This window comes from Comamonas nitrativorans (assembly GCF_042654765.1).
Classification (GTDB): Bacteria; Pseudomonadota; Gammaproteobacteria; order Burkholderiales; family Burkholderiaceae_C; genus Comamonas; species Comamonas nitrativorans.
This window is the reverse complement of record NZ_JBHSEW010000002.1, coordinates 375,266-398,656: the sequence shown is the minus strand read 5'-3', so window position 1 is coordinate 398,656 and position 23,391 is coordinate 375,266. Positions and strand designations below refer to the sequence as shown.

Here is a 23,391-nt window from a genome sequence, read left to right as displayed (position 1 = left end):
AAAGCTATCTTTTTAGTGATTGGAGCAGGTGTTGAACGTCAAACAAGCATATGCCGCCGCCTTGGCCGAAAAGGGCTTTACCGCCGACCCCGCGCAGTTGCGGGCCGTCGATGCGCTGCAACGCTGCGCCGACGATTGGGCGGCGTACAAGACCAAGCGCTCCAACGCCGTGAAGAAGCTGTTCAACAAGCCGCAGATTCCCAAGGGTGTCTACATGTACGGCGGGGTGGGGCGGGGCAAGAGCTTTTTGATGGATTGCTTTTTCGACAGCGTGCCCATCAAGCGCAAGGTGCGGCTGCACTTTCACGAATTCATGCGCGAAGTGCATCGTGAACTCAATGCCCTGCAAGGCACGCAGAACCCGCTGGACGCGCTGGGCGCGAAGATCGCCAGGCGCTACAAGCTGATCTGCTTCGACGAGTTCCACGTCGCCGATATCACCGACGCGATGATTCTTTATCGCCTGCTGCTGGCCCTGTTCGACAACGGCGTGGGCTTTGTCACCACGTCCAATTTCACGCCCGACGGCCTGTACCCCGACGGCCTGCACCGCGACCGCATCCTGCCGGCGATTGCGCTGCTGAACGAGCGCATGGACGTCATCAACGTGGACAACGGCACCGACTACCGCCGCCGCACGCTGGAGCAGGTGCAGCTTTACCACTGCCCGTTGGGTGCGCAGGCCGATGCCGCCATGCAGCAAGCCTTCGACAAACTGGCCAACGGGCCGGAGCAGGAGGCGGTCTTTACCATCGAATCGCGCCAGATTCCCGCGCTGCGCCGCGCGGGGCGCACCATCTGGTTCGATTTTCGCGAGCTGTGCGGTGGCCCGCGCTCGCAGAACGACTACCTGGAAATCGCCAGCCAGTGCGACACGGTGCTGCTGTCCAACGTGCCGTACATGCCGGTGAACATGGCCTCGCCCGCGCGGCGCTTCACCTGGCTGATCGACGTGCTGTACGACCGGCGCGTGAAACTCGTCCTGAGCGCCGCCGTGCCTCCCGAGCAGCTCTACACCGAAGGGCCGCTGGCGCACGAGTTTCCACGCACCGTCTCGCGCCTGAATGAAATGCAGTCGCAGGAATTTCTGGACCTGCCCTGGCGTGAAGTGGAAACGGCGCTGACCTGACCGGCCAGCGACCGGCGCATCGGGATGCGACAGCGGTGACCGGTGCCGCGCGGGTCATTCTTCGCGGCCCGCCCGCGCGTTCTTCGGACGGTGCCCGAAATACCGCTCGAATGCCGTGCTGAAGTTGGAGGGATGGGCATACCCGACGGCATAGCCCGCCTGGGCCACCTGGGTGCCGGCTTCCAGCATCTGCCTGGCACGCTGCATCCGCATCTCCAGCAACGCCTGGTATGGCGTCGTGCCGTAAATTTCGCGGAAGCCTTGTTTGAGCCTGGATGGATTGATTCCTACTGCCGTGCATAGGTAGGAAATGGTCAGCGCCCGGTCCATCTGGCTGCGCATGAGGTCATGCGCCCGCCTGAGCTTTTCCAGGTCAGAGGGCGTCCATCGGGCCGCAGGCGAAGGGCCTGCCGCCAGCGGCCCCAGATGCCGCAGGTGTTCGCCGACCAGACTGAGCGCGGCAATGTGTGCATCCAGGTACGAGAGGGAACCCGGCTGCGCCAGGGAGCGTACCAGCGCCAGGCACCAGGGGGGCGTGACGCCTTCGCCCAGCGGGCGCACGCCCGCACGGTCGGCCAGCAGTGTGCCGGGCGTGCCCAGGTAGCGCCGCAGGGCGGTTTCACTGATGGCCAGCCGTAGCTGGCGGACAGGGGTGTTGGCGAGGAACTGGCGCTCGCCCTGGCACGAAGCAAAGACCGAAAGCGTCGTGTGCCCCTGGCGAAAACGCAGGCGCGTTCCCCCGCGCTCCGCATAGGCGGACTCGCCCGCCAGCCCGAAGGTGATGACCAGCGTCCGGTGTTCGTCGGACTGCACGGTTGTCTCGGTCAGATCCCGGGTCGGACAGCAGAACGAGCGCACCAAAGTCAGCCCGTCGTCCAGCGGCAGGCGTTCGATATGGCATTCCTCGGTGAACCGGGACACTGGCCGATTTTTCGTGCCGCCGACGTCCGGGCCCTGGCCCATGGCATCTGGTTGAGTCGCTTCCATGAACATCCTTTGCCGCATTGCATACGTATTCCACCCGAATCCATTCGATATTACATGAGAATAATTCTTAATTAACCGTAGTATTTATCGATGCACAACTTTGGGAGATCGGTAATGGAATCAACGGCATGGCATCGCATGATGGCGACGGTATTGGCGCTAGGGTTTGGCAGCGCATCGGCGTACGCACGGGACATGGCAGAGCTGCCCACCGTCATGGTCACCGTCGACAAGCGGGCGCAATCGCTGGAAAGCGTTCCGGCCAGTGTCTCGGCATTCGAGGGCGAGGATCTGGAGGCCGCAGGCATCGACAGCCTTGAAGGCGTGGCGCGAATGACGCCCGGCTTCACCTTCCAGGCGTCGGGGCAGTCCGGTTTACAGCCGCCCGTGATGCGCGGCATGACGGCCAACATCATGGGGTTCTCGTCCTCGGTCGCGCTGGTGGTGGACGGCGTTCCGACCTTGCGAGGCCAGGGCTTCGACGACAACCTGCTGGGCATCGAGCGGGTGGAGGTGCTGCGCGGCCCGCAGTCCACGCTGTACGGGCGCAATGCCGAGGCTGGCGTGATCAGCATCGTCACGCGCAAGCCGGGCAACGACCCTTATGCCGTCGTTTCCGCGGAGATCGGCAGCCGGGACAAACGTGCGCTGCGCTTCGATGCGAGCCGGGCGCTGGTGCAGGACACCCTCTACCTCGGCGTGGCTGGCGAGCTCTTTGCGCAGGACGGTTTCATCGACAACGCCTTCAAGGGCGGCAAGGAGGATGACCGCAAGCGCCGCAATGGCCGGCTGGCGCTGCGCTGGACGCCCGGCGAGCGCACCGACGCCACCTTCCGTTACGCCCAGCGGGCGTATCGCGACGCGGGTTCGCTGTGGGGGGCGGTCACGGCCCCGCGTGCCACGGTGCGTTCTGGAACCGACAGCTGGAACCGGTCGACGGCGCGTACCGCGTCGCTGGACGTGTCGCACGCATTGGCATCCGGCCTGCGCCTGCGTTCGATCACGGCCAACAACGAATTTACCGACCGCATCCTGCAGGACATCGACTACATGCCGCCCGACATGCTGCATGTGGGGCGCAATCACCGCTTCCGCACCTTGTCGCAGGAGCTTCGCCTGGAAGGCCGGCTGGGCCGGGCGCAATGGCTGGCCGGCTTCTATGCCGACCGCGATGACCATGACCTGAGCTTCGGGCAGAAGATTCCGCTGGGTTCAAGTACGACCTCCGCGACCCAGAAAGGCGATTCGGCGGCGCTGTTCACCCATTGGGTCGTTCCGCTGGCGGATCGGTGGACGGTCACGGCAGGCGGGCGCATCGAGCGCGACGAGGTGCGCTTTTCCCTGGAGGGCGGCAGCGAACAGTCGCGGGCATGGACGCGCTTCTCGCCCAAGCTCGCGCTGCAATACCAGTGGCACAAGGACGCCCAGGTCTATGCCAGCATTGCCGACGGCTTTCGCGCGGGCGGTTTCAACGCCTTTGCGCCCGAAGCCTATCGGCGCTATCAGCCGGAGCATGTGCGCTCGTTCGAGCTGGGCGCCAAGGGGCGGCTGCTGAACCGGCGGCTTCGCTACAGCGTTTCGGCCTACCTCATGGACGTGAGCGACATGCACGTTCAGCAGATCGGCCTGCCGGGTCAGATGTTTCTGACCAATGCGGCCTCGGCACGCCCCGTGGGCATCGATGCGGAGTTCCAGTACCTGCTTGGCTCGGGCTGGCAGATTCAGGCCGCACTGGGGCTGAACCGCACCCGCTTTCGCGAGTTCCGCGACGGGGCCAACGACTACCAGGGCAAGCACAACCCGCTGGCACCGGACATCACGGGCCACCTTGGCGTGCGCTACGACGCGGCGCAGGACTGGTACGTCCAGGCCCACGTCAGTGGCGCCGGCAAGGTTTATCTCGATGCGGCGAACCAATATGGCCGACCCGGGTACGGCGTCATCGACCTGACGGCGGGCTACACCCACGGGCGCACCGAGTGGTCGGCGTATGTGCGCAACGCCGGGAACAGGCAGTACGACACCTTCGGATTTCTCAACGGCACCACCACCATCTACAGCCCGCCTCGGGAGTTTGGCCTGCGGATGACCTGGCGCATGTAGGCATCCGCTGGCAGGAACGCCCGCAACAGCCGGGCCTATGAAAAACAAGGAACTTGAAATGCAATCACCACAAGACATGGCAGCGCAATTGCGCTGCCCCAGCGGCGGGCAGGCCGTCGAGGCTGCGCGGAAGATGAACGAGATCCACGGCACGCTCAATCGCCAGTGCATCGAACTCCTGCAGATCGGGCCTGGAGACCGCATTCTGGAAACCGGGCCTGGAAACGGGGCTTTCGCCGGCGAAATCGTCGGGAACCTGGAGAACGTCTGCTACACCGGCATCGACTGGTCCAGCGACATGGTGCAGCAGGCGCGAAGCCTGCATGCCCGCCTGATCGCAAGCGGGCGTGTCCGGTTTCTGCTGGGAGACTCCGAATCCCTCCCTTTCGAGGCGCAGCACTTCGACAAGGCGCTGACGGTACACACCATCTACTTCTGGGACGACCCGGCCAGGCAACTGGCCGAGCTTGCCCGCGTCCTCAAGCCGGGGGGACTGCTCTGCATGGCATTTGCCGACCGCACGTTCACCGAAAAAATGCCCTTCGCCCAGTTCGGATTCAAGCTTTACCACGCGCAGGACGTGACGGCGTTGCTGGAAGACGCGGGCTTTCTTGTCCATGGCGTCCGGCAAATTGCCGAAGCCAGCACTGCGGAGACGGGTGAAGTCATTGACAAACTCTTCAACGTCATTCTGGCAACTCGCCTGCGAAAGCAGCCGGCAATGCCGGATTCACCGGCCAAAGGTTCTCCATGCAAGGCGAACTGACCATGCCGCGCCCCGTCCTGCGCCACGCGCTGTTCGGCCTGATCAATTTTGCGCTGACGGCACCCGGCATCTATCTGTGGATCGGCCTGCCGCTGGTCATGCGCCAGCACGGCTGGTCGGGCGCGGAAATCGGCATTTTCCAGTTGGCCGGCCTGCCGGCTGTATTCAAAATTTTCCTGGCCTTGCCGGTGCAGAACTGGCGGCCAGGGCGGCGTCCGCAGGTGTATTGGGCGTGGCTGACGGGGGGCGGCTACTTCGCATCGCTGCTGGCGCTGGCAGCACTGAGTGCCGATGCCGGCAAAGCCGCCTTGTTCGCGCTGACGCTGGGTGCATCCCTGTTTGCCACCTGGGCAGACATACCGGTCAACGCCCTGGCCATCCGGTTGTTCCCACCCGCCGAACGGCCGCTGGCGGGCAGCATACGCTCGGCGGTCACCTTTGCTGGTGCCATTGTCGGCGGCGGTGCCATGCTGCTTGTCGAGCAGGCCTTCGGCTGGGCGGCCCCTTTCTTCATGTTGGCCGGTTGCCTGCTCCTGGCATTGGCGCTGCTGGGGTCGGTCCACGAAAGCGACGGCACACCGGTAGCCGAAAGGGCGGGGCCGGTAGCCGACTGGCGCGGTTTCTTTGCGCGGACAGGTGTCAGGATGTGGGTGATTCTGCTGGCCACCTACTATCCGCCCGTGGCGGTGGCCTGGATTTATCTCAAGCCCCTCTTGCTGGACCATGGCTTTCCGGCAGGGCAGGTCGCGTGGATCGCCGGTATCGGTGGCAGCGTTCTTGGTGCGCTGGCCAGTCTGGCCACCGGCTTTTTGCCGCGTCGGCGGCTGGCGGCGGTCTTGCCCTGGTCGGCCGTTGTCAACACCCTGGCGGTTGCACTGCTGGCGCTTGCCTCCGTACAGGCCTCTCAGGCGTGGCTGCTTGCCGCTGCTGCGCTGCTGGCCTTGGCGATGGGCGTGGCCTCCGCGCTGGCCTTCGTTCTGATCATGGAGTTCGCACGCAGTGGACGGCACGCGTCCGACTACGGCTTGCAGTCCAGCATTTTCACGCTGGGACGCATTGCCGCAGCCGCATCGGCGGGCCTGCTGCTTGATCGCTACGGCCATGGCGGAATGCTGGGGGTGTTTGCCGCCCTTGCGCTGGGGGTTTGTCTGCTGCTTGTCCTGCGTCCCGGATTCGGCCTGGTGCTTTCCCCCGACCGCAAATGCGCCTCTGCCTGACGGCGCTGACCTGATAATGCGCCCCATGCATCGTTTATGGATTGCCGCAGTCTGCCTGGCGGCGTATGGAACAGGACAGGCAGAAACCGGCACACCTTCCGCCCAGGCCAGGGCGGCAGAGCGTGCCGCGATGGCTGAAAAACGCGCGGCCATCGCCCAGGCGCAGGCCCGGGATGAAAAAGCCTGCCACCAGCGCTTTGCCGTGGAAAGCTGCCTGCAGGACGTGCGCGATGCCGCTCGCGCCGCGCTGGCCCCGTTGCGGGCCCGTGAACTGGAGCTGAACCAGCAGGAGCGCCAGGAGCGCACGGCCAAGCGCCTACGCGACATCGAGGCCAAGCAGGCGCAGAGCGCACCGCCGGCGCCGCTACAGACGCATACGCGCAAACCGGCCCCGGATGGGCAGGCGCTGGAGCAAATGCAGGGCGCCCGCGCCGAGGAAGCCGCAGCCCGTGCTGCCCAGCAGCGCCAGCGCCAGGCCGACCATGCCGAGCGGGTGCAGGCCCAGAATGCCGACGCGGCCCGGCAGCGCCAGCAGGCCCAGCACGACTGGCAGGAAAAACAGCGCCGCGCCCAGCAGCGTTACGAGCGCCAGCAAAAAGCCGAGCAAAATCAGCGCGGCCAGCACCTGCCGGTGCCCGCTGCGGGCGTCAATCCCCCCGAAAGATGAAATACACCGCCCCCAGCAGGCACAGCCCGGCCCACAGGTAGTCGAGTTTGAGCGGCTCTTTCATGTAGAACACCGCAAACGGCACGAACACCGTCAGGGTCAGCACCTCCTGCAGGATTTTGAGCTGGCCCAGGTTCAGCTCCTGGTAGCCGATGCGGTTGGCGGGCACTTGCAGCAGATACTCGAACAGCGCAATGCCCCAACTGACCAGGGCGGCGATAAACCAGGGCTTGGTACTGAGTTCACGCAGGTGGGCGTACCAGGCAAACGTCATGAATACATTGCTCATCAGCAGCAACAGAATCGTCCAGTAAGCGGGGCGCATGGGCATAGAAAAAAGGCAAAAAAGTGAAGGCCGCGCATCCTAGTCCAAGCCATTTCGGCCTGCCGTTCTGCGGCCTTATCCCTCGTGCCCATGTCCACCATGCCGTCATCGCGCCCCCTTGCCGAACACGTTGAGGCGGCCTTTGCCCCCGAGGGCTGGCTGGCGCGGGGGCTACCGCAGTTGCGTCCCCGCGCCGGGCAGCAGGCCATGGCGCAGGCCGTGGCCCGGGCGATCGACGATGCCGCCACCCTGGTCGTGGAAGCAGGCACGGGCGTGGGCAAGACCTTTGCCTATCTGGTGCCTGCCTTGCTCAGTGGCCGCAAAGTGGTGATCTCCACCGCCACCAAGGCGCTGCAAGACCAGTTGTTCGAGCGCGATCTGCCCCAGTTGCTGCGCCTGCTGTGCCTGCCCCTGCGGGCCGCGCGGCTCAAGGGGCGCAGCAGCTATCTGTGCCTGCACCGCCTGGCGCACATTCACCAAGGGAAGATGCACCAAGGCCGCACGCCGCACGACCCGCAGGTGCTGCGCCACATTGCCCAGGTGCAGCAATGGGCCTTGGCGACCACGGCAGGCGACATGGCCGAGCTGCCCGGCCTGCCCGAAGTCCTGCTGCCCCTGGTGACTTCCACGCGCAGCAATTGCGTGGGCCGGGACTGCGCGTTCTGGGACGCCTGCCACGTCAATCGCGCCCGCGCCCAGGCATTGCAGGCCGATGTCTGCGTGGTCAATCACCACCTGTTCTTTGCCGACCAGCAGTTGCAGGAGGAGGGCGTGGCCCCTTTGCTGCCGCAGGCCGGCGTGGTCATCGTCGATGAAGCGCACCAGCTCAACGACACCGGGGTGCAGTTTGCCGGCGTGACCTTGAGTACGCGCCAGCTCCTGGGCTTTGCCCGCGACGCCATGGCCGTGACCACCGAACATGCGCGGGGTCTGCGGCCCTGGCTGGATTTATTGGTAGCCCTGGAACACACCGTGCAGCAGTGGTGCGCCACGGCAGCCGCCGTGCCCACGGGCGTGCGCCAAAGCTGGCTGGCCGACGCCCCGCAAGGGATTGCCCCTGTGCAGTGGCAGACGCAACTGCACACCGTCGGGCGCAGCCTGCGCCTGATCTGGCAGGCGCTGGACAGCGTGCAGGAGGTCGCCCCCGCCCTGGCACAGCTCCAGACGCGGGCCGGGCAGCTTTTGCAGACCCTGGCCCTGTTTGCCCGCCCCGCGCCGCTGGACAGCGTGCGCTGGCTGGATCGCCATGCCCGGCATCTGGTGCTGACCCAGGCGCCCTTGACGGTGGCCCCGCTGTTGCAGGCCATCATGCAGGCACCGGCAACGCCGCAAGCCTGGGTGTTCACCTCGGCCACGCTGGGCGATAGCGATGATTTGCAATGGTTCACCCGCACCTGCGGCCTGCCCGATGCCCGCACGCTGCGCGTGGCCAGCCCCTTCGACTACCCCACGCAGGCCCGGCTGTACGTGCCGCCCGATGCCCCGCCCGTACTGACGCAGGCCGCGCACAGCGCCTTTGTGGCCCGCCTGGCGCAGGAAGGGGCGCAGGCATTGGGCGGGCGCACCCTGGTGCTGACCACCACGCTGAAGGCACTGGAGGCCATCGGGGCGCAGTTGCAGCAGCAGTTCGGGCAGGCGGGGGGGCTGTTTGGCGGCATCGACGTGCTGGTGCAGGGCCAAGGCTCCAAACACGCGCTGCTGGAGCGCTTTCGCCAGGGCACGGAGCAGGGCCGGGGCTGCGTGCTGGTGGCCTCGGCCACGTTCTGGGAAGGGGTGGACATTGCGGGCGATGCGCTGCAATTGCTCGTCATCGACAAGCTACCCTTTGTCCCGCCGGACGACCCGCTGGTGCAGGCCCGTTCGCAGCAGATGCAGGGGCTGGGGCTGAATGCCTTCACCGACTACCTGCTGCCCGAGGCGGCGATGGCCCTGAAGCAGGGCGTGGGCCGCCTCATCCGCAGCGAAACCGACCAGGGCATGGTGGCGATTGCCGACACCCGTCTGCTGGAAAAAACCTACGGCCCGCGCCTGCTGGCCGCCTTGCCGCCGATGCGGCTGCTGACTACGCCGCAGGCGTGGCAGGCCGCTTTGCAGCGATTGGGGGAAGAAGAAGAGGCTGTTCAATACCCCAGCGTGCGCCCGTCGGGGTTGCGCGGGTCGGAGTAGCCCCACAGTTCCTGGCCTTGGCCTTGGCGCTGGATTTGGATGGTCTGGGTGCGGCCCATGGCGGGTTTGACGGCGACGTTCTGGCCCTTCCGGCGCAGCAGGTTCAGCGTGTCGGGCGAGAAGCCCTTTTCCACCCGCAGCTCGTCGGGCATCCACTGGTGATGGAAGCGCGGCGTGGCGGCGGCCTCGGCGGGGTTCATGCCGAAGTCGATGCCATTGACGATCTGCTGCAACACGGTGGTGATGATGCGTGCGCCGCCGGGGCTGCCGGTGACCAGCCAGGGCTTGCCGTCCTCCTGGAGGACGAAGGTCGGCGTCATGGACGACAGCGGGCGCTTGCCCGCCGCCACGGCGTTGGCATCGCCGCCGATCAGGCCGTAGGCGTTGGGCACGCCGGGCTTGGCGGAAAAATCGTCCATTTCGTTGTTCAGCAAAATGCCTGTGCCGGGCGCGACGATGCCGGTGCCGAAGTTGGTGTTGAGCGTGTAGGTGACGGCCACCATGTTGCCCGCCTGGTCCACCACCGAGTAGTGGGTGGTCTGGTCGCTTTCGTAGGGCTGCGGCTTGCCGGGCTGGATGTCCCGGGCGCTGCGTGCCTGGTCGGGGTGGATGTGCCGGGCCAGCGCGTCGGCGTACTTTTTGGCGGTCAGGCCCGCCAGTGGGATGGTGACGAAGGCCGGATCGCCCAGGTATTCGGCCCGGTCGGCGTAGGCCAGCTTCATCGCCTCGGCCATGTGGTGGATGGTCTGTGCGCTGTTGTTGCCCCAGTCCCGGAGCGGCCAGCGCTCCATGATGTTCAGGATTTGCACCAGGTGAACGCCGCCGGAGGAGGGCGGCGGCATGGTCACGATCTGGTAGCCCCGGTAGCTGCCGCGCACCGGCTCGCGTTCGACCACCCGGTAGTTGCGCAGGTCGTGCAAGCCCATGGGGCTGCCGTGGCGGGCCATTTCGGCGGCGATTTGCTGGCCGATGTCGCCCTCGTAAAACGCCTGGGCGCCGTCCCGGGCGATCAGGCGCAGCGAATGCGCCAGGTCTTTTTGCACCAGCAGGTCGCCGGCACGCAGCGGGGCGCCGTTTTTCCAGAAGATGGCCTGGGTGGCATCCCACCGGCCCATGGTGGTTTTTTCCCGTTCCAGCGCCTTGGCCAGGGTTTCGCTGACCGGGTAGCCGGTTTCGGCCAGTTCGATGGCCGGTTGCAGCACGCGGGGCAGCGGCAGCGTGCCCCATTTTTTCAGCGCATGGGCCATGCCCGCCACGGTGCCGGGCACGCCGACGGCATGGTGGGTGTAGAGCGATTGGCCGTCGATCACCTGGCCCTGGTCGTCCAGGTACATGCTGCGGTGGGCGGCGGCAGGCGCCATCTCCCGAAAATCCAGGGCCACGCTGTGGCCGGTGGCGGCGTCGTACACCAGCATGAAACCGCCGCCGCCAATGTTGCCCGCGTTGGGCAGCGCCACGGCCAGCGCAAAGCCCACGGCCACGGCGGCATCCACCGCGTTGCCGCCGGCCTGGAGGATGTCCAGACCGATGCGCGAGGCCAGCGCCTGCTCGGTGGCCACCATGCCATGCCTGGCCACCACGGGGTGGAACACGTCCATGCCCGCGTCGTAGGCGGCGGCAGCCTGCGCGGTGGCCGTGGTCGGCGCCAGCACCGCCGCCGCAGGTGGCAGGGGTGCGGTGCTGCAAGCCGTCAGCAGGGCCAGCGTCAGGCTGGCCAGCAGCCATTTTTTTCGAGAGGAGGGCATGGTGCTTTTTCGTCCCTTTATTTAAAAAAAGAAGCTGTTACCGCTGATAAGCAAAGGATTTCAGATACTTTTATACCTGAAACCCTTTATTTATCAGCGGTAACAGCTCCTGTTATTTAAGATTCTTCACCAGCACCTGGCTCTTGCGGTTCCAGTTGTATTTGGCCTTGCGCTCCTGCGGCAGCCAGTCGGGGCTGACCGGCTCGAAGCCGCGCTTGATGAACCAGTGCATGGTGCGGGTGGTCAGCACGAACAGCGTTTTGGCCCCCTGGGCGCGGGCGCGTTGCTCGATGCGCTTGAGTAGTTTTTCGCCGTCGCCCGTGCCCTGGCTGGTGGGCGAGACGGTGACGGCGGCCATTTCCGCCGTGTCGGCGCTGGGGTACATGTGCAGGGCCGCGCAGCCGAAGATCACCCCGTCATGCTCGATGACGGTGTAGCTGGCGATATCCTGCTCGATCTCGGTGCGGTCGCGCTTGACCAGGGTGCCGTCGTTCTCGAACGGTTCGATCAGCTGGATGATGCTGCCCACGTCGTCGATGGTGGCCTCGCGCAGTTCTTCCAGCTTTTCGTCGATCACCATGGTGCCGATGCCGTCGTGGACGTAGATCTCCAGCAGCAGGGCGCCATCGACGGCAAAGGGCAGGATGTGGCTGCGCTCCACGCCATGCTCGCAGGCCCGCACGCAGTGGCGCAGGTAGAAGCTGGTGTCGGTCGGCTTTTCTGCCGGGGGCAATTGCGCCAGCATGCGCCGCGCCGTGGCCAGGGGGATTTCGGTGTCGATCGGGTTGTCGTCGCTGATCGGCAGCAGCGGGTTGGTAGCCACGCCGGGCACTTCGGTCAGGAAGATCAGCTTGTGCGCCTGCAGTTCGCTGGCCACGCGAGTGGCCACTTCTTCCATCGACAGGTTGAACGCCTCGCCCGTGGGCGAGAAGCCGAAGGGCGAGATCAGCACCATCGCGTCCGACGCCAGCGCCCGGCGGATGCCTTCGATGTCCACCTTGCGCACCAGGCCGGTGTGCTGGAAATCCACGCCATCGACAATCCCCACGGGCCGGGCGGTGAGGAAGTTGCCGGACATCACCCGCACCCGCGCCCCGGCCATGGGGGTGTTGGGCAGGCCCTGGCTGAAGGCGGCCTCGATCTCGTAGCGCAACTGGCCGGCGGCCTCCTGGGCGCAATCGAGGGCGATGCTGTCGGTAATGCGCAGCCCGGCGGCGTACTGCGGTTCGTGGTTTTTCAGGCGCAGTTGCTCATTGACCTGGGGGCGAAAGCCATGCACCAGCACGATCTGCACGCCCATGGCCTGGATCATCGCCAAATCCTGCACCAGCGCCTGGAGCTTGCCCGCCGCAATCGCCTCCCCGGTGATGCCGACGACAAAGGTCTGGTGGCGGAACTTGTGGATGTACGGCGCCACCGAGCGAAACCACGGCACGAAAGTGAAATTGAAGACGGTAGACATGGAGGAGGGCATGGTGGCGACCAGGAAGGGAAGGACGGCCCGATTACTGCCGGGCGGCGGCGGTGCGCTCTGCCGCTTCCAGCGTATTGACCAGCAGCATGGTGATGGTCATGGGGCCGACGCCGCCGGGCACGGGGGTGATGAAACCGGCCACTTCCCGGCAACCGGCGTAGTCCACGTCGCCGCACAGCTTGCCGGCGTCGTCGCGGTTCATGCCCACGTCGATCACCACGGCGCCGGGCTTGACCATGTCGGCGGTCAGCACGTTGCGCTTGCCCACGGCGGCGACCACCACGTCGGCCTGGCGCGTCATGGCCGCCAGGTCGGCGGTGCCGCTGTGGCAGACGGTGACGGTGGCATTGGCCGCCAGCAGCATCATCGCCATGGGCTTGCCGACGATGTTGCTGCGGCCAATGACGACGGCGTGCTTGCCGCGCAAATCCTTCATGCCGATGGATTCGAGCATCTTCATGCAGCCGTAGGGCGTGCAGGCCTTGAAGCCCACTTCACCGACCATCAGCGCCCCGGCGCTGGCGACGTGAAAGCCGTCCACGTCCTTCAGCGGCGAAATGGCTTCGATCACCTTGTGGTCGTCGATGTGCGCCGGCAGGGGCAGTTGCACCAGGATGCCGTGGATGCGAGGGTCGTTGTTCAGCGCCTCGATGCGGGCCAGCAGGGCGGTTTCGGTCAGGTCGGCATCGTATTTTTCCAGCACCGAATGAAAGCCCACGTCCGCGCAGGCCTGCACCTTGTTGCGCACGTAGACCTGGCTGGCCGGGCTGTCGCCCACCAGGATCACGGCCAGGCCGGGCTGCACGCCCTGGGCGGTCAGTGCGGCGGCACGCTGGGTGACTTCGGTACGCAGTTGGGCGGAGAGGGCTTTGCCGTCAATGATCTGGGCAGTCATGGTGGTTTGCTGAAAAAGGAGAGGGATAAAAAAACGCTGCCAGCGATGCTGGGGCAAGCATCCTGGCAGTCCGAGGGCTGGGGGCGATTTTACGCCGTCACTTTTTGGCCGGGGCCCAGGGCCACCTTGAGCAGGTCGGCCACGGTGTTGGCACCCATTTTTTCCATGATGTTGGCGCGGTGCGCTTCCACGGTCTTGATGCTGATGCCCAGGTCGTCGGCAATCTGCTTGTTCAGGCGGCCGGCAACGATGCGTTCCAGCACCTGCGATTCGCGCCCGGTGAGCTTGGACAGCAGCGCCTCGCGCGTGGCCTGCTGCTGCTGGTCGGAAAACGCGGTGCGGGCATGTTCCAGCATGCGCTCGACCACGCTGACCAGGGCGCTTTCGTCGAAGGGTTTCTGGATGAAGTCCAGGGCGCCTTTTTTCATCGTCTCGACCGCCATGGGCACGTCGCCGTGGCCGGTGATGAAGACGATGGGCAGGGGGGAATTGCGCTCGATCAGCTTGTCCTGCAGCTCCAGGCCCGTCATGCCGTGCATCCGGATATCGGCGATCAGACAAGCAATTTCACGCGGGTCGTAACGGGCCAGAAAGGCTTCGGCCGATTCGAAGCAGCGCACCCGGTAGTCCTTGCCTTCCAGCAGCCATTGCAGGGAGTCGCGCACTGCTTCGTCGTCGTCCACCACGTAAACGATGCCTTTTTTCGCAGTCATATTCATATGGAGTTCCTTTGTTCCTTATTGTTGGGGGTGGGTGTCCTTGTCTTCCTGCAGGGCCGCCGGATCGGCCAGTGGAATCCAGAAGGAGAAGCAGCAGCCCGTGACCTCCGAACCATTGTAGAGGTTCTGCGCCTGCAATCGGCCGCTGTGCGACTCGACAATGCTGCGGCACAGGTTCAGGCCAATGCCCATGCCTTCGCTCTTGGTGCTGAAAAACGCTTCGAACAAACGCTCCAGTACCTGCGGCGGCAGGCCGGGGCCGGTGTCCTGGATGGCGAACTCCACGCCCGGGCGCTGTTCCAGCGTTTTCGGACGCACCAGCAGTTCGACGCTGCGCTGGCCTTCGGGGCGGCCGCCGTGGTCGATGGCTTCGGCGGCGTTCTTCATCAGGTTTACCAGCACCTGCTCGATCAGGATCGCATCGGCCAGCACCGGCGGCAGCCGCGCGGCGATGTGGTGCGACAGGCGCACGTTGCGTCGGCGCAGCTCGATGTTGGCCAGCTCCATGGCTTCGGCCACCATGTCCTCGACCTGCGCCGGGGCGCGATTGGGCTTGCTGCGCTTGACGAAGGAGCGGATGTGCTGGATCACCTGCCCGGCACGTTGTGCCTGATGGGCGGTTTTTTCCAGGGCAAAGCGCATCTGGCTTTCGGTCAGGCTACCGCTGTCCAGGCGCGAGAGCATGCCGCTGCAGTAGTTGTTGATGGCGGTGAGCGGCTGGTTCAGCTCGTGCGCCACGCTGGAGGCCATTTCCCCCATGGTGATCAGGCGGCTGGCGGTCTGGGCGCGTTCGGCCTGCTGGGCGGCCTGTTCCTCGGCCAGATGGCGGGCGGTGATGTCGGTGGCGATCACCATCTGCGCCAGGCGGCCATCGACCCAGGTCAGGTAGCGCGAGCGCACTTCCAGCCATTTGCCCAGCTCGGGCCAGTACACCTCGGCATTCTTGTTGCGCACCTTGGGGCGCAGGCTGATGGCGTTGTCGTCCTCCTGCGGGCTGGTTTTCAGGATGCCTGCCTGTTGCAGCAGTTGCAGGTGGCCGCCGGTCTGCGAGCCGAACCACTGGCGGTACAGCTTGTTGGCAAACAGCAGTTCGGCGCTGCCCAGCGGGGCCACGGAAACCGAGGCGTCCAGCGATTCCAGCACGATGGTGAAGCGCTCGTGCGAGGCGGCCAGCTGGGCGCGGATGCGGTTGGGCTCGGTAATGTCGGTGATCGACGACATCCAGCCCGTATGCTGGCCATGCGCATCGATCAGGGGCGAGACATACAGCCGGGCATCGAAACAGCTGCCGTTCTTGCGCTGCACGCGCACCTGGAAACCGCCGGGCATGGTTTTGCCGGAAAGCTCGTCCTTTAACTTGAGCATCAAACTGTTTTGCTCTTCCTTGGGCCAATAGGGGTAGGGCGGCAGCTGCCCGACCAGCTCGGCCTCGTCCCAGCCGGTCATCTGGCAGAAGGCGGCATTCACGTAGGTGATGCGCCCGTGCAGGTCCAGGGCCCGCATGCCGGTCAGGATGGAGTTTTCCATCGCCCGGCGGAAGTTGGTCTCGGCCACCAGCGCTTCCTGCGTGCGCAGGCGCTTGCCGGTATGGCGCCAGGTGCCCAGCAGCAGCCAGGCCGTCAGCACGCTCAGCGAACCGACCAGCCAGAACAGGCCGTTGCCGACCAGTCCGGGGGAGGTGCGGTAGGCCTGCGCCGACATGGACAGCGAATCGCCGACCGGCATGATGGGGATGGTGTAGGCCTTCAGGGGCTTGAAGCTGAGCCAGGGCAGGCTCAGGCGCGGCTGGGTGTGCGAAGCCACCGGGTTGGACAGTACCTGCCCCTGGGCATCGAGCATGTTTACCGTGTAGCGCGAGAGAACCTCTGTCGGCGTGGCGTAGCGCAGCAGGTTGTCGACGGAATACTCGATCAGCACCGTGCCCAGAAAGCGTGTTCCGGCGGTAATCGGCACTTGCAACTGCAGCATGGGCACGGGCATTCCGGTGCGGGCCAGCGGCTGGAGGTAGACGCTGTGCGGCTGCTGGCGGATGGCGGTGAATACATCGAAGGTCGGCCCGGGTGGCAAGGGCAGGGCGGCGATGTGCAGCTGTTCGGGGGGCACGGTGGGCGCTGCCTGGCTGATGATGACGCGGCCCTCGGCGTTGATCCAGGTGATGGCCTGCAGCTCCGGGTACTGGGTGATGAAGGTTTCGGCCCGGCTGGCAAATTCGGCCGTGCCGACCTGCTCGGTGGCGACGTCGCGGGCCAGACGCATGATTTGTTCCTGGCGCTCCAGCAGGCGCAGGCGCATGCGTTGCTGGGCGTAGTCCACGGCCCGGATCAGGGCGTCCTGTTCGCGCTCCTGCTCCTCGGTGCGCAGGTACCAGAACGATGCGGCAATGGCGACGAGAAACAACGCCACCGAAACCAAGGGCGCAATCGCTGCCAGCCGGTCTTGCCGGGTGGGCGACAGGCTGCGCCACCACGAGCGCCACCAGCGGGTCGGCGGTTCCAGCGAAAAGGGATTGGTCGGGGCGAGGTCGGAATGGTGGTGCGATGGCGGCGTCGGCATGGACGAAAGTGTAGGGGAGATGCCGGCCACCGCTGCTGCAAATGTTGCCTGGCCGGCAATGTGCGTTTGCAGCAATATTTCATATTAAGAAAAGTAAAGGCACTATTTGAAATTGAAAAGAAATATGCGACACTGTTGCCCGCAGACGCATTGCAGACCCGCGCTAATCGGGATTGCACAGGCCTGTATCCAGAGGGTATATCCCGTCTTTGCATACTGCCGACACCCCCTCGTACTGTGCTGCGTGCGTTTTACAAGTAAAGCCAAGCCTCTTGACCTGGAGACGACCACCATGACCACCCAACCTACGACACCGAACACGCCTGCCCTGGACCCACAGGAAACCCGCGAATGGATGGACGCGCTGTCCGCCGTCATCGACCGCGAAGGTGCGCAATACGCCCACCAGCTCATCGAAGAAATGCTGGAGCACGCCCGCCAGAACAGCATCGATCTGCCGTTCTCGGCCAACACCGGGTACGTGAATACCATCGAACCGGCGCAGGAAGCCCGCTGCCCCGGCAACATCCACATCGAAAAACGCCTGCGGGCCTTCATGCGCTGGAATGCGATGGCGATGGTCGTGCGTGCTAACCGCCTGCACCCGGCCGACGGCGGCGACCTGGGCGGCCATATCGGCTCGTTTGCCTCGCTGGCGTCCATGTGGGGCGCGGGCTTCAACCACTTCTGGCACGCCGAGAGCGAAAACCACGGCGGCGACTGCATCTACTTCCAGGGCCACAGCGCCCCCGGCATCTACGCCCGCGCCTACCTGGAAGGCCGCATCACCGAAGAGCAGTTGGAAAACTTCCGCCAGGAAGTGGACGGCAACGGCCTGTCCAGCTACCCCCACCCCAAGCTGATGCCCGGCTTCTGGCAGTTCCCCACCGTCAGCATGGGCCTGGGGCCGATGATGGCCATCTACCAGGCCCGCTTCCTGAAGTACCTGCACGCCCGCGGCATTGCCGATACGGCCAACCGCCGCGTCTGGGTGTTCCTGGGCGACGGTGAAATGGACGAACCCGAAAGCAAGGGTGCCATCAGCCTGGCCGCCCGCGAGAACCTGGACAACCTGATCTTCGTCATCAACTGCAACCTGCAGCGCCTGGACGGCCCGGTGCGCGGCAACGGCAAGATCATCCAGGAGCTGGAAGGCGACTTCCGCGGCGCGGGCTGGAACGTCATCAAGCTGCTGTGGGGCAAGGGTTGGGACGACCTGCTGGCCCGCGACAAGAGCGGCAAGCTCAAGCAGCTGATGATGGAAACCCTGGACGGCGACTACCAGACCATGCGTGCCATGGACGGTGCCTACATCCGCAAGCACTTCTTCGGCAAATACCCGGAAACCGCCAAGCTGGTCGAACACCTGACCGACGACGACATCTGGGAACTGCGCCGTGGCGGCCACGACCCGGAAAAGGTCTACGCCGCCTTCCACGCCGCCAATGAACACAAAGGTCAGCCGACCTTGCTGCTGGTCAAGACCGTCAAGGGCTACGGCATGGGCAAGGCCGGTGAAGCCAAGAACACCGTACACCAGACCAAGAAGCTGGCCGACGAGGACATCAAGTACATCCGCGACCGCTTCAATATCCCCATTTCCGACGCCGAGCTGGAAAGCCTGCCGTACTACAAGCCCGCGGACGACACGCCGGAAATGCAGTACCTGCACGAGCGCCGCAAGGCCCTGGGCGGTTACCTGCCCAAGCGCCGCACGCACAGCGACGAAAGCTTTACCGTGCCGCCGCTGGAAACCTTCCAGGCCATTCTGGAGCCGACCGCCGAAGGCCGCGAAATCTCCACCACCCAGGCCTACGTGCGCTTCCTGACGCAACTGCTGCGCGACAAGGCGCTTGGCCCGCGCGTGGTGCCCATTCTGGTGGACGAGGCACGCACTTTCGGCATGGAAGGCATGTTCCGCCAGATCGGCATCTACAACCCCAAGGGCCAGCAGTACACCCCGGTCGACCGCGAACAGGTCATGTACTACAAGGAGCAGACCGACGGCCAGATTCTGCAAGAGGGCATCAACGAAGCGGGCGGCATGTGCTCGTGGATTGCGGCGGCCACGTCGTACTCGACGAACAACCGCATCATGATTCCGTTCTTCGTCTACTACTCGATGTTCGGCTTCCAGCGTTTTGGCGACTTCGCCTGGGCCGCCGGCGACATGCAAGCCCGCGGCTTCATCCTGGGCGGCACCTCCGGGCGCACCACGCTCAACGGCGAAGGCTTGCAGCACGAAGACGGCCACAGCCACATCCTGTCGGCCACCATCCCCAACTGCATCAGCTACGACCCCACCTTCGCCCACGAAGTGGCCGTCATCATGCAGGACGGCATGCGCCGCATGGTGCAGAACCAGGAAAACGTCTTCTACTACATCACCCTGCTCAACGAGAACTACGCCATGCCGGGCCTGGCAGCTGGCACCGAGCAGCAGATTTTGAAAGGCATGTACCTGTGCAAGCCTGGCCAGAAAGTGCCGCAAAGCGGCTTGCGCGTGCAGCTGCTGGGCAGCGGCTCCATCCTGCGCGAATCGCTGGCAGCGCAGGAAATTCTGGAAAAAGAATGGCAGATTGCCGCTGATGTGTGGAGCTGCCCCAGCTTCAACGAACTGGCCCGCGACGGCCAGGAAGCCGACCGCTGGAATCTGCTGCATCCGCTGGAGACACCCAAACAGTCCTTCGTCAGCGAACAGCTCTCGGGCCACGCTGGCCCGGTGGTGGCATCGACCGACTACGTCAAGGCCTTTGCCGAGCAAATCCGCCCCTACATTCCCAAAGGGCGCAGCTACAAGGTGCTGGGCACCGACGGCTTTGGCCGCTCCGACTTCCGCAGCAAGCTGCGCGAGCATTTCGAGGTAAACCGCCATTACGTCGTGGTTGCAGCGTTGAAATCCCTGGCCGAGGAGGGCAAGCTGCCCATCGCCAAGGTGGCCGAAGCCATCGCCAAGTACGGCATCAAGACCGACAAGATCAACCCCTTGCACGCTTAATCGGAGAAGACAGTTATGGCACTCGTAGAAATCAAGGTACCGGACATTGGCGACTTCGACAGCGTGGGCGTGATCGAAGTCCTGGTCAAAGTGGGCGACACCATCAAGGTCGAACAGTCCCTGATCACCGTGGAAAGCGACAAGGCCTCCATGGAAATCCCGTCCAGCCAGGCCGGGGTGGTCAAGGAAATGAAAGTCGCCCTGGGCGACAAGATCAGCGAAGGCGCAGTGGTTTTGCTGCTAGAGACGGCAGACAGCGCCGCTGCTCCTAAAGCAGAAGCTGCTTCCGCACAGCCTGCCGAAGTTTCAGATGTAAAAGCACCTGAAACCCAGGCAGCACCAACGACAGCAGCTTCGGTATCCGCAGCAGAAACCACCGTGGACATCCGCATCCCCGACATCGGCGACTTCAAGGACGTGGCCGTCATCGAACTGCTGGCCAAGGTGGGCGATACCGTGGCCGAAGAGCAATCGCTGTTCACCGTCGAGTCCGACAAGGCGTCGATGGAAATCCCGTCCCCCGCAGCGGGCACCATCGCCGCCTTGACCGTCCAGTTGGGCGACAAGGTGAACGTGGGCGACGTGGTCGGCCAGATGCGCGTGGCCGGGGCGGCACCTGTTGCGCCCCCCGCTGCTGCGCCTGCCGCACCGGCCCCGGCTGCTGTTGCACCAGCGGCGGTGGCTGCGCCTGTTGCAGCCACCGCAGCACCGGTGGCGGCTGCCGCCGTGCCCGCGCACAACCCCACGGTTGCGCCTTCGGGCAAGCTGCCGCACGCCAGCCCCTCGGTGCGCAAGTTCGCCCGCGAACTGGGCGTGCCCCTGACCGAAGTGCAGGGCAGCGGCAGCAAGGGCCGCATCACGTTTGACGACATCCAGAACTTCACCAAGGCCGTGATGAGCGGTGCCACGCAAACCCAGGCCCAGGCCGCCAAGGCCCCTGCGGCCAGCGCAGGCGGCAGCGGCGTCGGCATGGATTTGCTGCCCTGGCCCAAGGTGGACTTCGCCAAGTTCGGCGCGGTGGAGCGCAAGGATCTCTCGCGCATCAAGAAGATCAGCGGCGCCAACCTGCACCGCAACTGGGTGATGATTCCCCACGTCACCAACAACGACCAGGCCGACATTACCGAGCTGGAAGCCTTCCGCGTGCAGACCAACGCCGAAGCCGCCAAGGCCAAGAGCGACGTGAAAGTCACCATGCTGGCCTTCGTCATCAAGGCCGTGGTTGCTGCACTGAAGAAATTCCCCGAATTCAACGCCAGCCTGGATGGTGACACCCTGGTCTACAAGCAGTACTACCACATCGGCTTTGCCGCCGACACGCCCAACGGGCTGGTGGTGCCGGTGCTGAAAAACGCCGACCAGAAGGGCATCTTGCAAATCAGCCAGGAAATGGGCGAGCTGGCCAAAAAGGCCCGCGACGGCAAGTTGGGCGCTGCCGACATGCAGGGCGGCTGCATGTCCATCTCCTCGCTGGGCGGCATCGGCGGCACGCACTTCACCCCCATCATCAACGCGCCGGAAGTGGCCATCCTCGGCCTGTCCAAGAGCGCCATGCAGCCGGTGTGGAACGGCAAGCAGTTCGAGCCGCGCCTGATGCTGCCGCTGTCGCTGTCCTACGACCACCGCGTCATCGACGGCGCTGCCGCCGCCCGCTTCAACGCCTATCTGGGCGCCGTGCTGGCCGACTACCGTCGCATCCTGCTGTAAGAAAGGGCCGCACTATGACAACCGTGGACATTCAAGTGCCCGACATTGGCGACTTCGACGAAGTCGGCGTGATCGAAATCCTGGTGCAACCGGGCGAGCAGATCGCCGTGGAACAAAGCCTGATTACCGTGGAGAGCGACAAAGCCTCGATGGAAATCCCCTCCAGCCACGCCGGGGTGCTGAAAGCCCTGACCGTCAAGCTGGGCGACAAGGTCAGCAAGGGCAGCATCATCGCCACGCTGGAGGTCGCTGCCGAGGCAGGGCAGGGCGCTGCTGCGCAAACAGAAGCTGCTCCCGCTGCTGCTGCGCCAGATTCAGCAACAAAAGCACCTGAAACCCAGGTATCACCTGCGCAAACAGCTCCTACATCGGTAGCAAGCAGCTATGCCGGCAGTGCCGATCTGGATTGCGACGTGCTGGTGCTGGGCGGCGGCCCCGGCGGCTATTCCGCCGCCTTCCGCGCTGCCGACCTGGGGCTGAAAGTCGTCATCGTCGAGCGCTACGCCACCCTGGGCGGCGTGTGCCTGAACGTCGGCTGCATCCCCTCCAAGGCGCTGCTGCACGTCGCCGCCGTGATGGACGAAGTCCAGCACCTGGAAATGGCGGGCGTGAAGTTCGGCGCTCCCGAAGTCAGCATCGACCAGTTGCGCGGCCACAAGGAAAAGGTCATCGCCAAGCTCACCGGCGGCCTGGGCCAGATGGCCAAGATGCGCAAAGTCACCATCGTGCGCGGCTTCGGCCACTTCGTCGGCAGCCACCATCTGGAAGTGGAAGAAACCACCGGGGCAGGGCAGGACAAGACCGGCAGCAAGAAGGTCGTGCAATTCAAGAACGCCATCATCGCCGCCGGCAGCCAGGCCGTGCATCTGCCCTTCATGCCCGATGACCCGCGCGTCGTCGATTCCACCGGCGCACTGGCGCTGCAAGGCGTGCCGAAAAAGATGCTCATCGTCGGCGGCGGCATCATCGGCCTGGAAATGGGCACCGTCTATTCCACCCTGGGCGCCCGCCTGGACGTGGTCGAAATGATGGACGGCCTGATGCAGGGCGCCGACCGCGATCTGGTCAAGGTCTGGCAGAAGATGAACCAGCACCGCTTCGACAACGTGATGTTGAAAACCAAAACCGTCGGCGCCCAGGCCACGCCCGAAGGCATCAAGGTGCAGTTCGAGGGGCTGGACGGCACCCAAAGCGAAGGCACCTATGACCTGGTGCTGCAAGCCGTGGGCCGCACGCCCAACGGCAAGAAGATCGGCGCGGAAGCTGCTGGCGTGGCCGTGACCGACCGTGGCTTCATCGACGTGAACATCCAGATGCGCACCAACGTGCCGCACATCTTCGCCATCGGCGACATCGTCGGCCAGCCCATGCTGGCGCACAAAGCCGTGCATGAAGCGCACGTGGCCGCCGAAGTCATCGCCGGGGAACTGCAAGGCAACAAGGAGCTGGCAGCCGCCGCCTTCAACGCCCGCGTCATCCCCAGCGTGGCCTACACCGACCCCGAAGTCGCCTGGGTGGGCTTGACCGAGGACCAGGCCAAGCAGCAGGGCATCAATGTCAAGAAAGGCCTGTTCCCCTGGGCCGCCTCCGGCCGCGCCATCGCCAATGGCCGCGACGAAGGCTTCACCAAGCTGCTGTTCGACGAAGCCAGCCACCGCATCCTGGGCGGCGGCATCGTCGGCACCCATGCCGGCGACATGATCGGCGAGATCGCCCTGGCCATCGAAATGGGCGCAGACAGCGTGGACATCGGCAAAACCATCCACCCGCATCCCACGCTGGGCGAAAGCATCGGCATGGCAGCAGAAGTCGCCCACGGCAGCTGCACCGACGTGCCGCCACAGCGCAAATAAAGCCGCCAAGGCCTGATCCAACTACCCCAAAAGCAGCTTCGGCTGCTTTTTCTTTGCTTGACTCATGGCCGTTGTATTCATCATCAG

General features: G+C 64.9%; 16 protein-coding genes. 9 read left to right on the top strand and 7 right to left on the bottom strand.

Annotation, left to right across the window (positions count from 1 at the left end; translation table 11 throughout):
• The first annotated feature begins 31 nt into the window (after positions 1-31).
• Entirely contained in the window at positions 32-1,129 is a 1,098-nt protein-coding gene (gene zapE, locus ACFO3A_RS04285; RefSeq protein ID WP_377724275.1) for a cell division protein ZapE, read from the top strand.
• A 54-nt stretch (positions 1,130-1,183) separates the two neighbouring features.
• Here the strand turns inward: zapE and ACFO3A_RS04280 are convergent, their stop codons facing one another.
• Positions 1,184-2,116: a helix-turn-helix domain-containing protein gene (locus tag ACFO3A_RS04280; protein ID WP_377724273.1), complete on the bottom strand. Its 933-nt coding sequence runs from the start codon at positions 2,114-2,116 to the stop codon at positions 1,184-1,186.
• A gap of 195 nt (positions 2,117-2,311) precedes the next feature.
• Here ACFO3A_RS04280 and ACFO3A_RS04275 point away from each other — a divergent pair, with 195 nt between their 5' ends.
• From ACFO3A_RS04275 to ACFO3A_RS04260, 4 genes are read left to right on the top strand one after another with little or no spacing between them, the layout of a single operon-like run.
• Positions 2,312-4,219 carry a TonB-dependent receptor gene (locus ACFO3A_RS04275; RefSeq protein ID WP_377724271.1) on the top strand — a complete coding sequence of 636 codons (1,908 nt, stop codon included), beginning with the start codon at positions 2,312-2,314 and terminating at the stop codon, positions 4,217-4,219.
• A 37-nt stretch (positions 4,220-4,256) separates the two neighbouring features.
• Positions 4,257-4,985, top strand: coding sequence for a class I SAM-dependent methyltransferase (locus tag ACFO3A_RS04270; RefSeq protein WP_377724269.1), 729 nt, complete (start codon positions 4,257-4,259; stop codon positions 4,983-4,985).
• A 2-nt stretch (positions 4,986-4,987) separates the two neighbouring features.
• A complete protein-coding gene (locus tag ACFO3A_RS04265; protein ID WP_377724267.1) occupies positions 4,988-6,202 on the top strand; it encodes an MFS transporter in 1,215 nt (404 codons plus the stop codon).
• Between the two features lie 25 nt (positions 6,203-6,227).
• Positions 6,228-6,869 carry a hypothetical protein gene (locus tag ACFO3A_RS04260; protein ID WP_377724265.1) on the top strand — a complete coding sequence of 214 codons (642 nt, stop codon included), beginning with the start codon at positions 6,228-6,230 and terminating at the stop codon, positions 6,867-6,869.
• Here the strand turns inward: ACFO3A_RS04260 and ACFO3A_RS04255 are convergent.
• Entirely contained in the window at positions 6,850-7,200 is a 351-nt protein-coding gene (locus ACFO3A_RS04255; protein WP_377724263.1) for a DMT family protein, read from the bottom strand. The genes ACFO3A_RS04260 and ACFO3A_RS04255 overlap by 20 nt on opposite strands.
• 84 nt (positions 7,201-7,284) lie before the next feature.
• Between ACFO3A_RS04255 and ACFO3A_RS04250 the strand changes: the two genes are divergently transcribed.
• Positions 7,285-9,360: an ATP-dependent DNA helicase gene (locus ACFO3A_RS04250; protein WP_377724262.1), complete on the top strand. Its 2,076-nt coding sequence runs from the start codon at positions 7,285-7,287 to the stop codon at positions 9,358-9,360.
• On the opposite strand, the gene ggt is transcribed toward ACFO3A_RS04250, so the two are convergent.
• The 5 genes from ggt to ACFO3A_RS04225 all read right to left on the bottom strand — a co-directional run bounded on the left by ggt (position 9,315) and on the right by ACFO3A_RS04225 (position 16,746).
• The gene (gene ggt, locus ACFO3A_RS04245; protein WP_377724260.1) at positions 9,315-11,105 is read right to left on the bottom strand and encodes a gamma-glutamyltransferase; all 1,791 of its coding nucleotides are present in this window, start codon (positions 11,103-11,105) and stop codon (positions 9,315-9,317) included. The two genes, ACFO3A_RS04250 and ggt, sit on opposite strands and share 46 nt — an antisense overlap.
• Positions 11,106-11,217: 112 nt before the next feature.
• Positions 11,218-12,567, bottom strand: coding sequence for an amino-acid N-acetyltransferase (argA, locus tag ACFO3A_RS04240; protein WP_377724258.1), 1,350 nt, complete (start codon positions 12,565-12,567; stop codon positions 11,218-11,220).
• Between the two features lie 43 nt (positions 12,568-12,610).
• Positions 12,611-13,474: a bifunctional methylenetetrahydrofolate dehydrogenase/methenyltetrahydrofolate cyclohydrolase FolD gene (folD, locus tag ACFO3A_RS04235; RefSeq protein WP_377724257.1), complete on the bottom strand. Its 864-nt coding sequence runs from the start codon at positions 13,472-13,474 to the stop codon at positions 12,611-12,613.
• Between the two features lie 89 nt (positions 13,475-13,563).
• Positions 13,564-14,193, bottom strand: coding sequence for a response regulator transcription factor (locus ACFO3A_RS04230; RefSeq protein ID WP_377724255.1), 630 nt, complete (start codon positions 14,191-14,193; stop codon positions 13,564-13,566).
• Between the two features lie 18 nt (positions 14,194-14,211).
• The gene (locus ACFO3A_RS04225) at positions 14,212-16,746 is read right to left on the bottom strand and encodes a PAS domain S-box protein (protein WP_377724253.1); all 2,535 of its coding nucleotides are present in this window, start codon (positions 16,744-16,746) and stop codon (positions 14,212-14,214) included.
• A gap of 292 nt (positions 16,747-17,038) precedes the next feature.
• On the opposite strand from ACFO3A_RS04225, the gene aceE reads away from it, so the two are divergent.
• Genes aceE through lpdA form a run of 3 tightly spaced genes read left to right on the top strand, consistent with a single transcriptional unit; the run spans position 17,039 to position 23,304 of the window.
• A complete protein-coding gene (gene aceE, locus ACFO3A_RS04220; protein ID WP_377724251.1) occupies positions 17,039-19,744 on the top strand; it encodes a pyruvate dehydrogenase (acetyl-transferring), homodimeric type in 2,706 nt (901 codons plus the stop codon).
• Positions 19,745-19,759: 15 nt separating this feature from the next.
• Positions 19,760-21,451 (top strand): dihydrolipoyllysine-residue acetyltransferase, encoded by a 1,692-nt coding sequence (gene aceF, locus ACFO3A_RS04215; protein WP_377724248.1) that lies wholly within the window; start codon positions 19,760-19,762, stop codon positions 21,449-21,451.
• A gap of 14 nt (positions 21,452-21,465) precedes the next feature.
• The gene (gene lpdA, locus ACFO3A_RS04210) at positions 21,466-23,304 is read left to right on the top strand and encodes a dihydrolipoyl dehydrogenase (protein ID WP_377724247.1); all 1,839 of its coding nucleotides are present in this window, start codon (positions 21,466-21,468) and stop codon (positions 23,302-23,304) included.
• The last annotated feature ends 87 nt before the right edge of the window (positions 23,305-23,391 follow it).

What these genes read in the sequence shown, in the direction of transcription:
- ACFO3A_RS04280 (WP_377724273.1), bottom strand. Translation starts at nt 2,116, where the DNA reads ATGGAAGCGACTCAACCAGATGCCATGGGCCAGGGCCCGGACGTCGGC.
- ACFO3A_RS04275 (WP_377724271.1), top strand. Translation starts at nt 2,312, where the DNA reads ATGGCAGAGCTGCCCACCGTCATGGTCACCGTCGACAAGCGGGCGCAA.
- ACFO3A_RS04270 (WP_377724269.1), top strand. Translation starts at nt 4,257, where the DNA reads ATGAAAAACAAGGAACTTGAAATGCAATCACCACAAGACATGGCAGCG.
- ACFO3A_RS04265 (WP_377724267.1), top strand. Translation starts at nt 4,988, where the DNA reads ATGCCGCGCCCCGTCCTGCGCCACGCGCTGTTCGGCCTGATCAATTTT.
- ACFO3A_RS04260 (WP_377724265.1), top strand. Translation starts at nt 6,228, where the DNA reads ATGCATCGTTTATGGATTGCCGCAGTCTGCCTGGCGGCGTATGGAACA.
- ACFO3A_RS04255 (WP_377724263.1), bottom strand. Translation starts at nt 7,200, where the DNA reads ATGCCCATGCGCCCCGCTTACTGGACGATTCTGTTGCTGCTGATGAGC.
- ACFO3A_RS04250 (WP_377724262.1), top strand. Translation starts at nt 7,285, where the DNA reads ATGTCCACCATGCCGTCATCGCGCCCCCTTGCCGAACACGTTGAGGCG.
- ggt (WP_377724260.1), bottom strand. Translation starts at nt 11,105, where the DNA reads ATGCCCTCCTCTCGAAAAAAATGGCTGCTGGCCAGCCTGACGCTGGCC.
- argA (WP_377724258.1), bottom strand. Translation starts at nt 12,567, where the DNA reads ATGTCTACCGTCTTCAATTTCACTTTCGTGCCGTGGTTTCGCTCGGTG.
- folD (WP_377724257.1), bottom strand. Translation starts at nt 13,474, where the DNA reads ATGACTGCCCAGATCATTGACGGCAAAGCCCTCTCCGCCCAACTGCGT.
- ACFO3A_RS04230 (WP_377724255.1), bottom strand. Translation starts at nt 14,193, where the DNA reads ATGAATATGACTGCGAAAAAAGGCATCGTTTACGTGGTGGACGACGAC.
- ACFO3A_RS04225 (WP_377724253.1), bottom strand. Translation starts at nt 16,746, where the DNA reads ATGCCGACGCCGCCATCGCACCACCATTCCGACCTCGCCCCGACCAAT.
- aceE (WP_377724251.1), top strand. Translation starts at nt 17,039, where the DNA reads ATGACCACCCAACCTACGACACCGAACACGCCTGCCCTGGACCCACAG.
- aceF (WP_377724248.1), top strand. Translation starts at nt 19,760, where the DNA reads ATGGCACTCGTAGAAATCAAGGTACCGGACATTGGCGACTTCGACAGC.
- lpdA (WP_377724247.1), top strand. Translation starts at nt 21,466, where the DNA reads ATGACAACCGTGGACATTCAAGTGCCCGACATTGGCGACTTCGACGAA.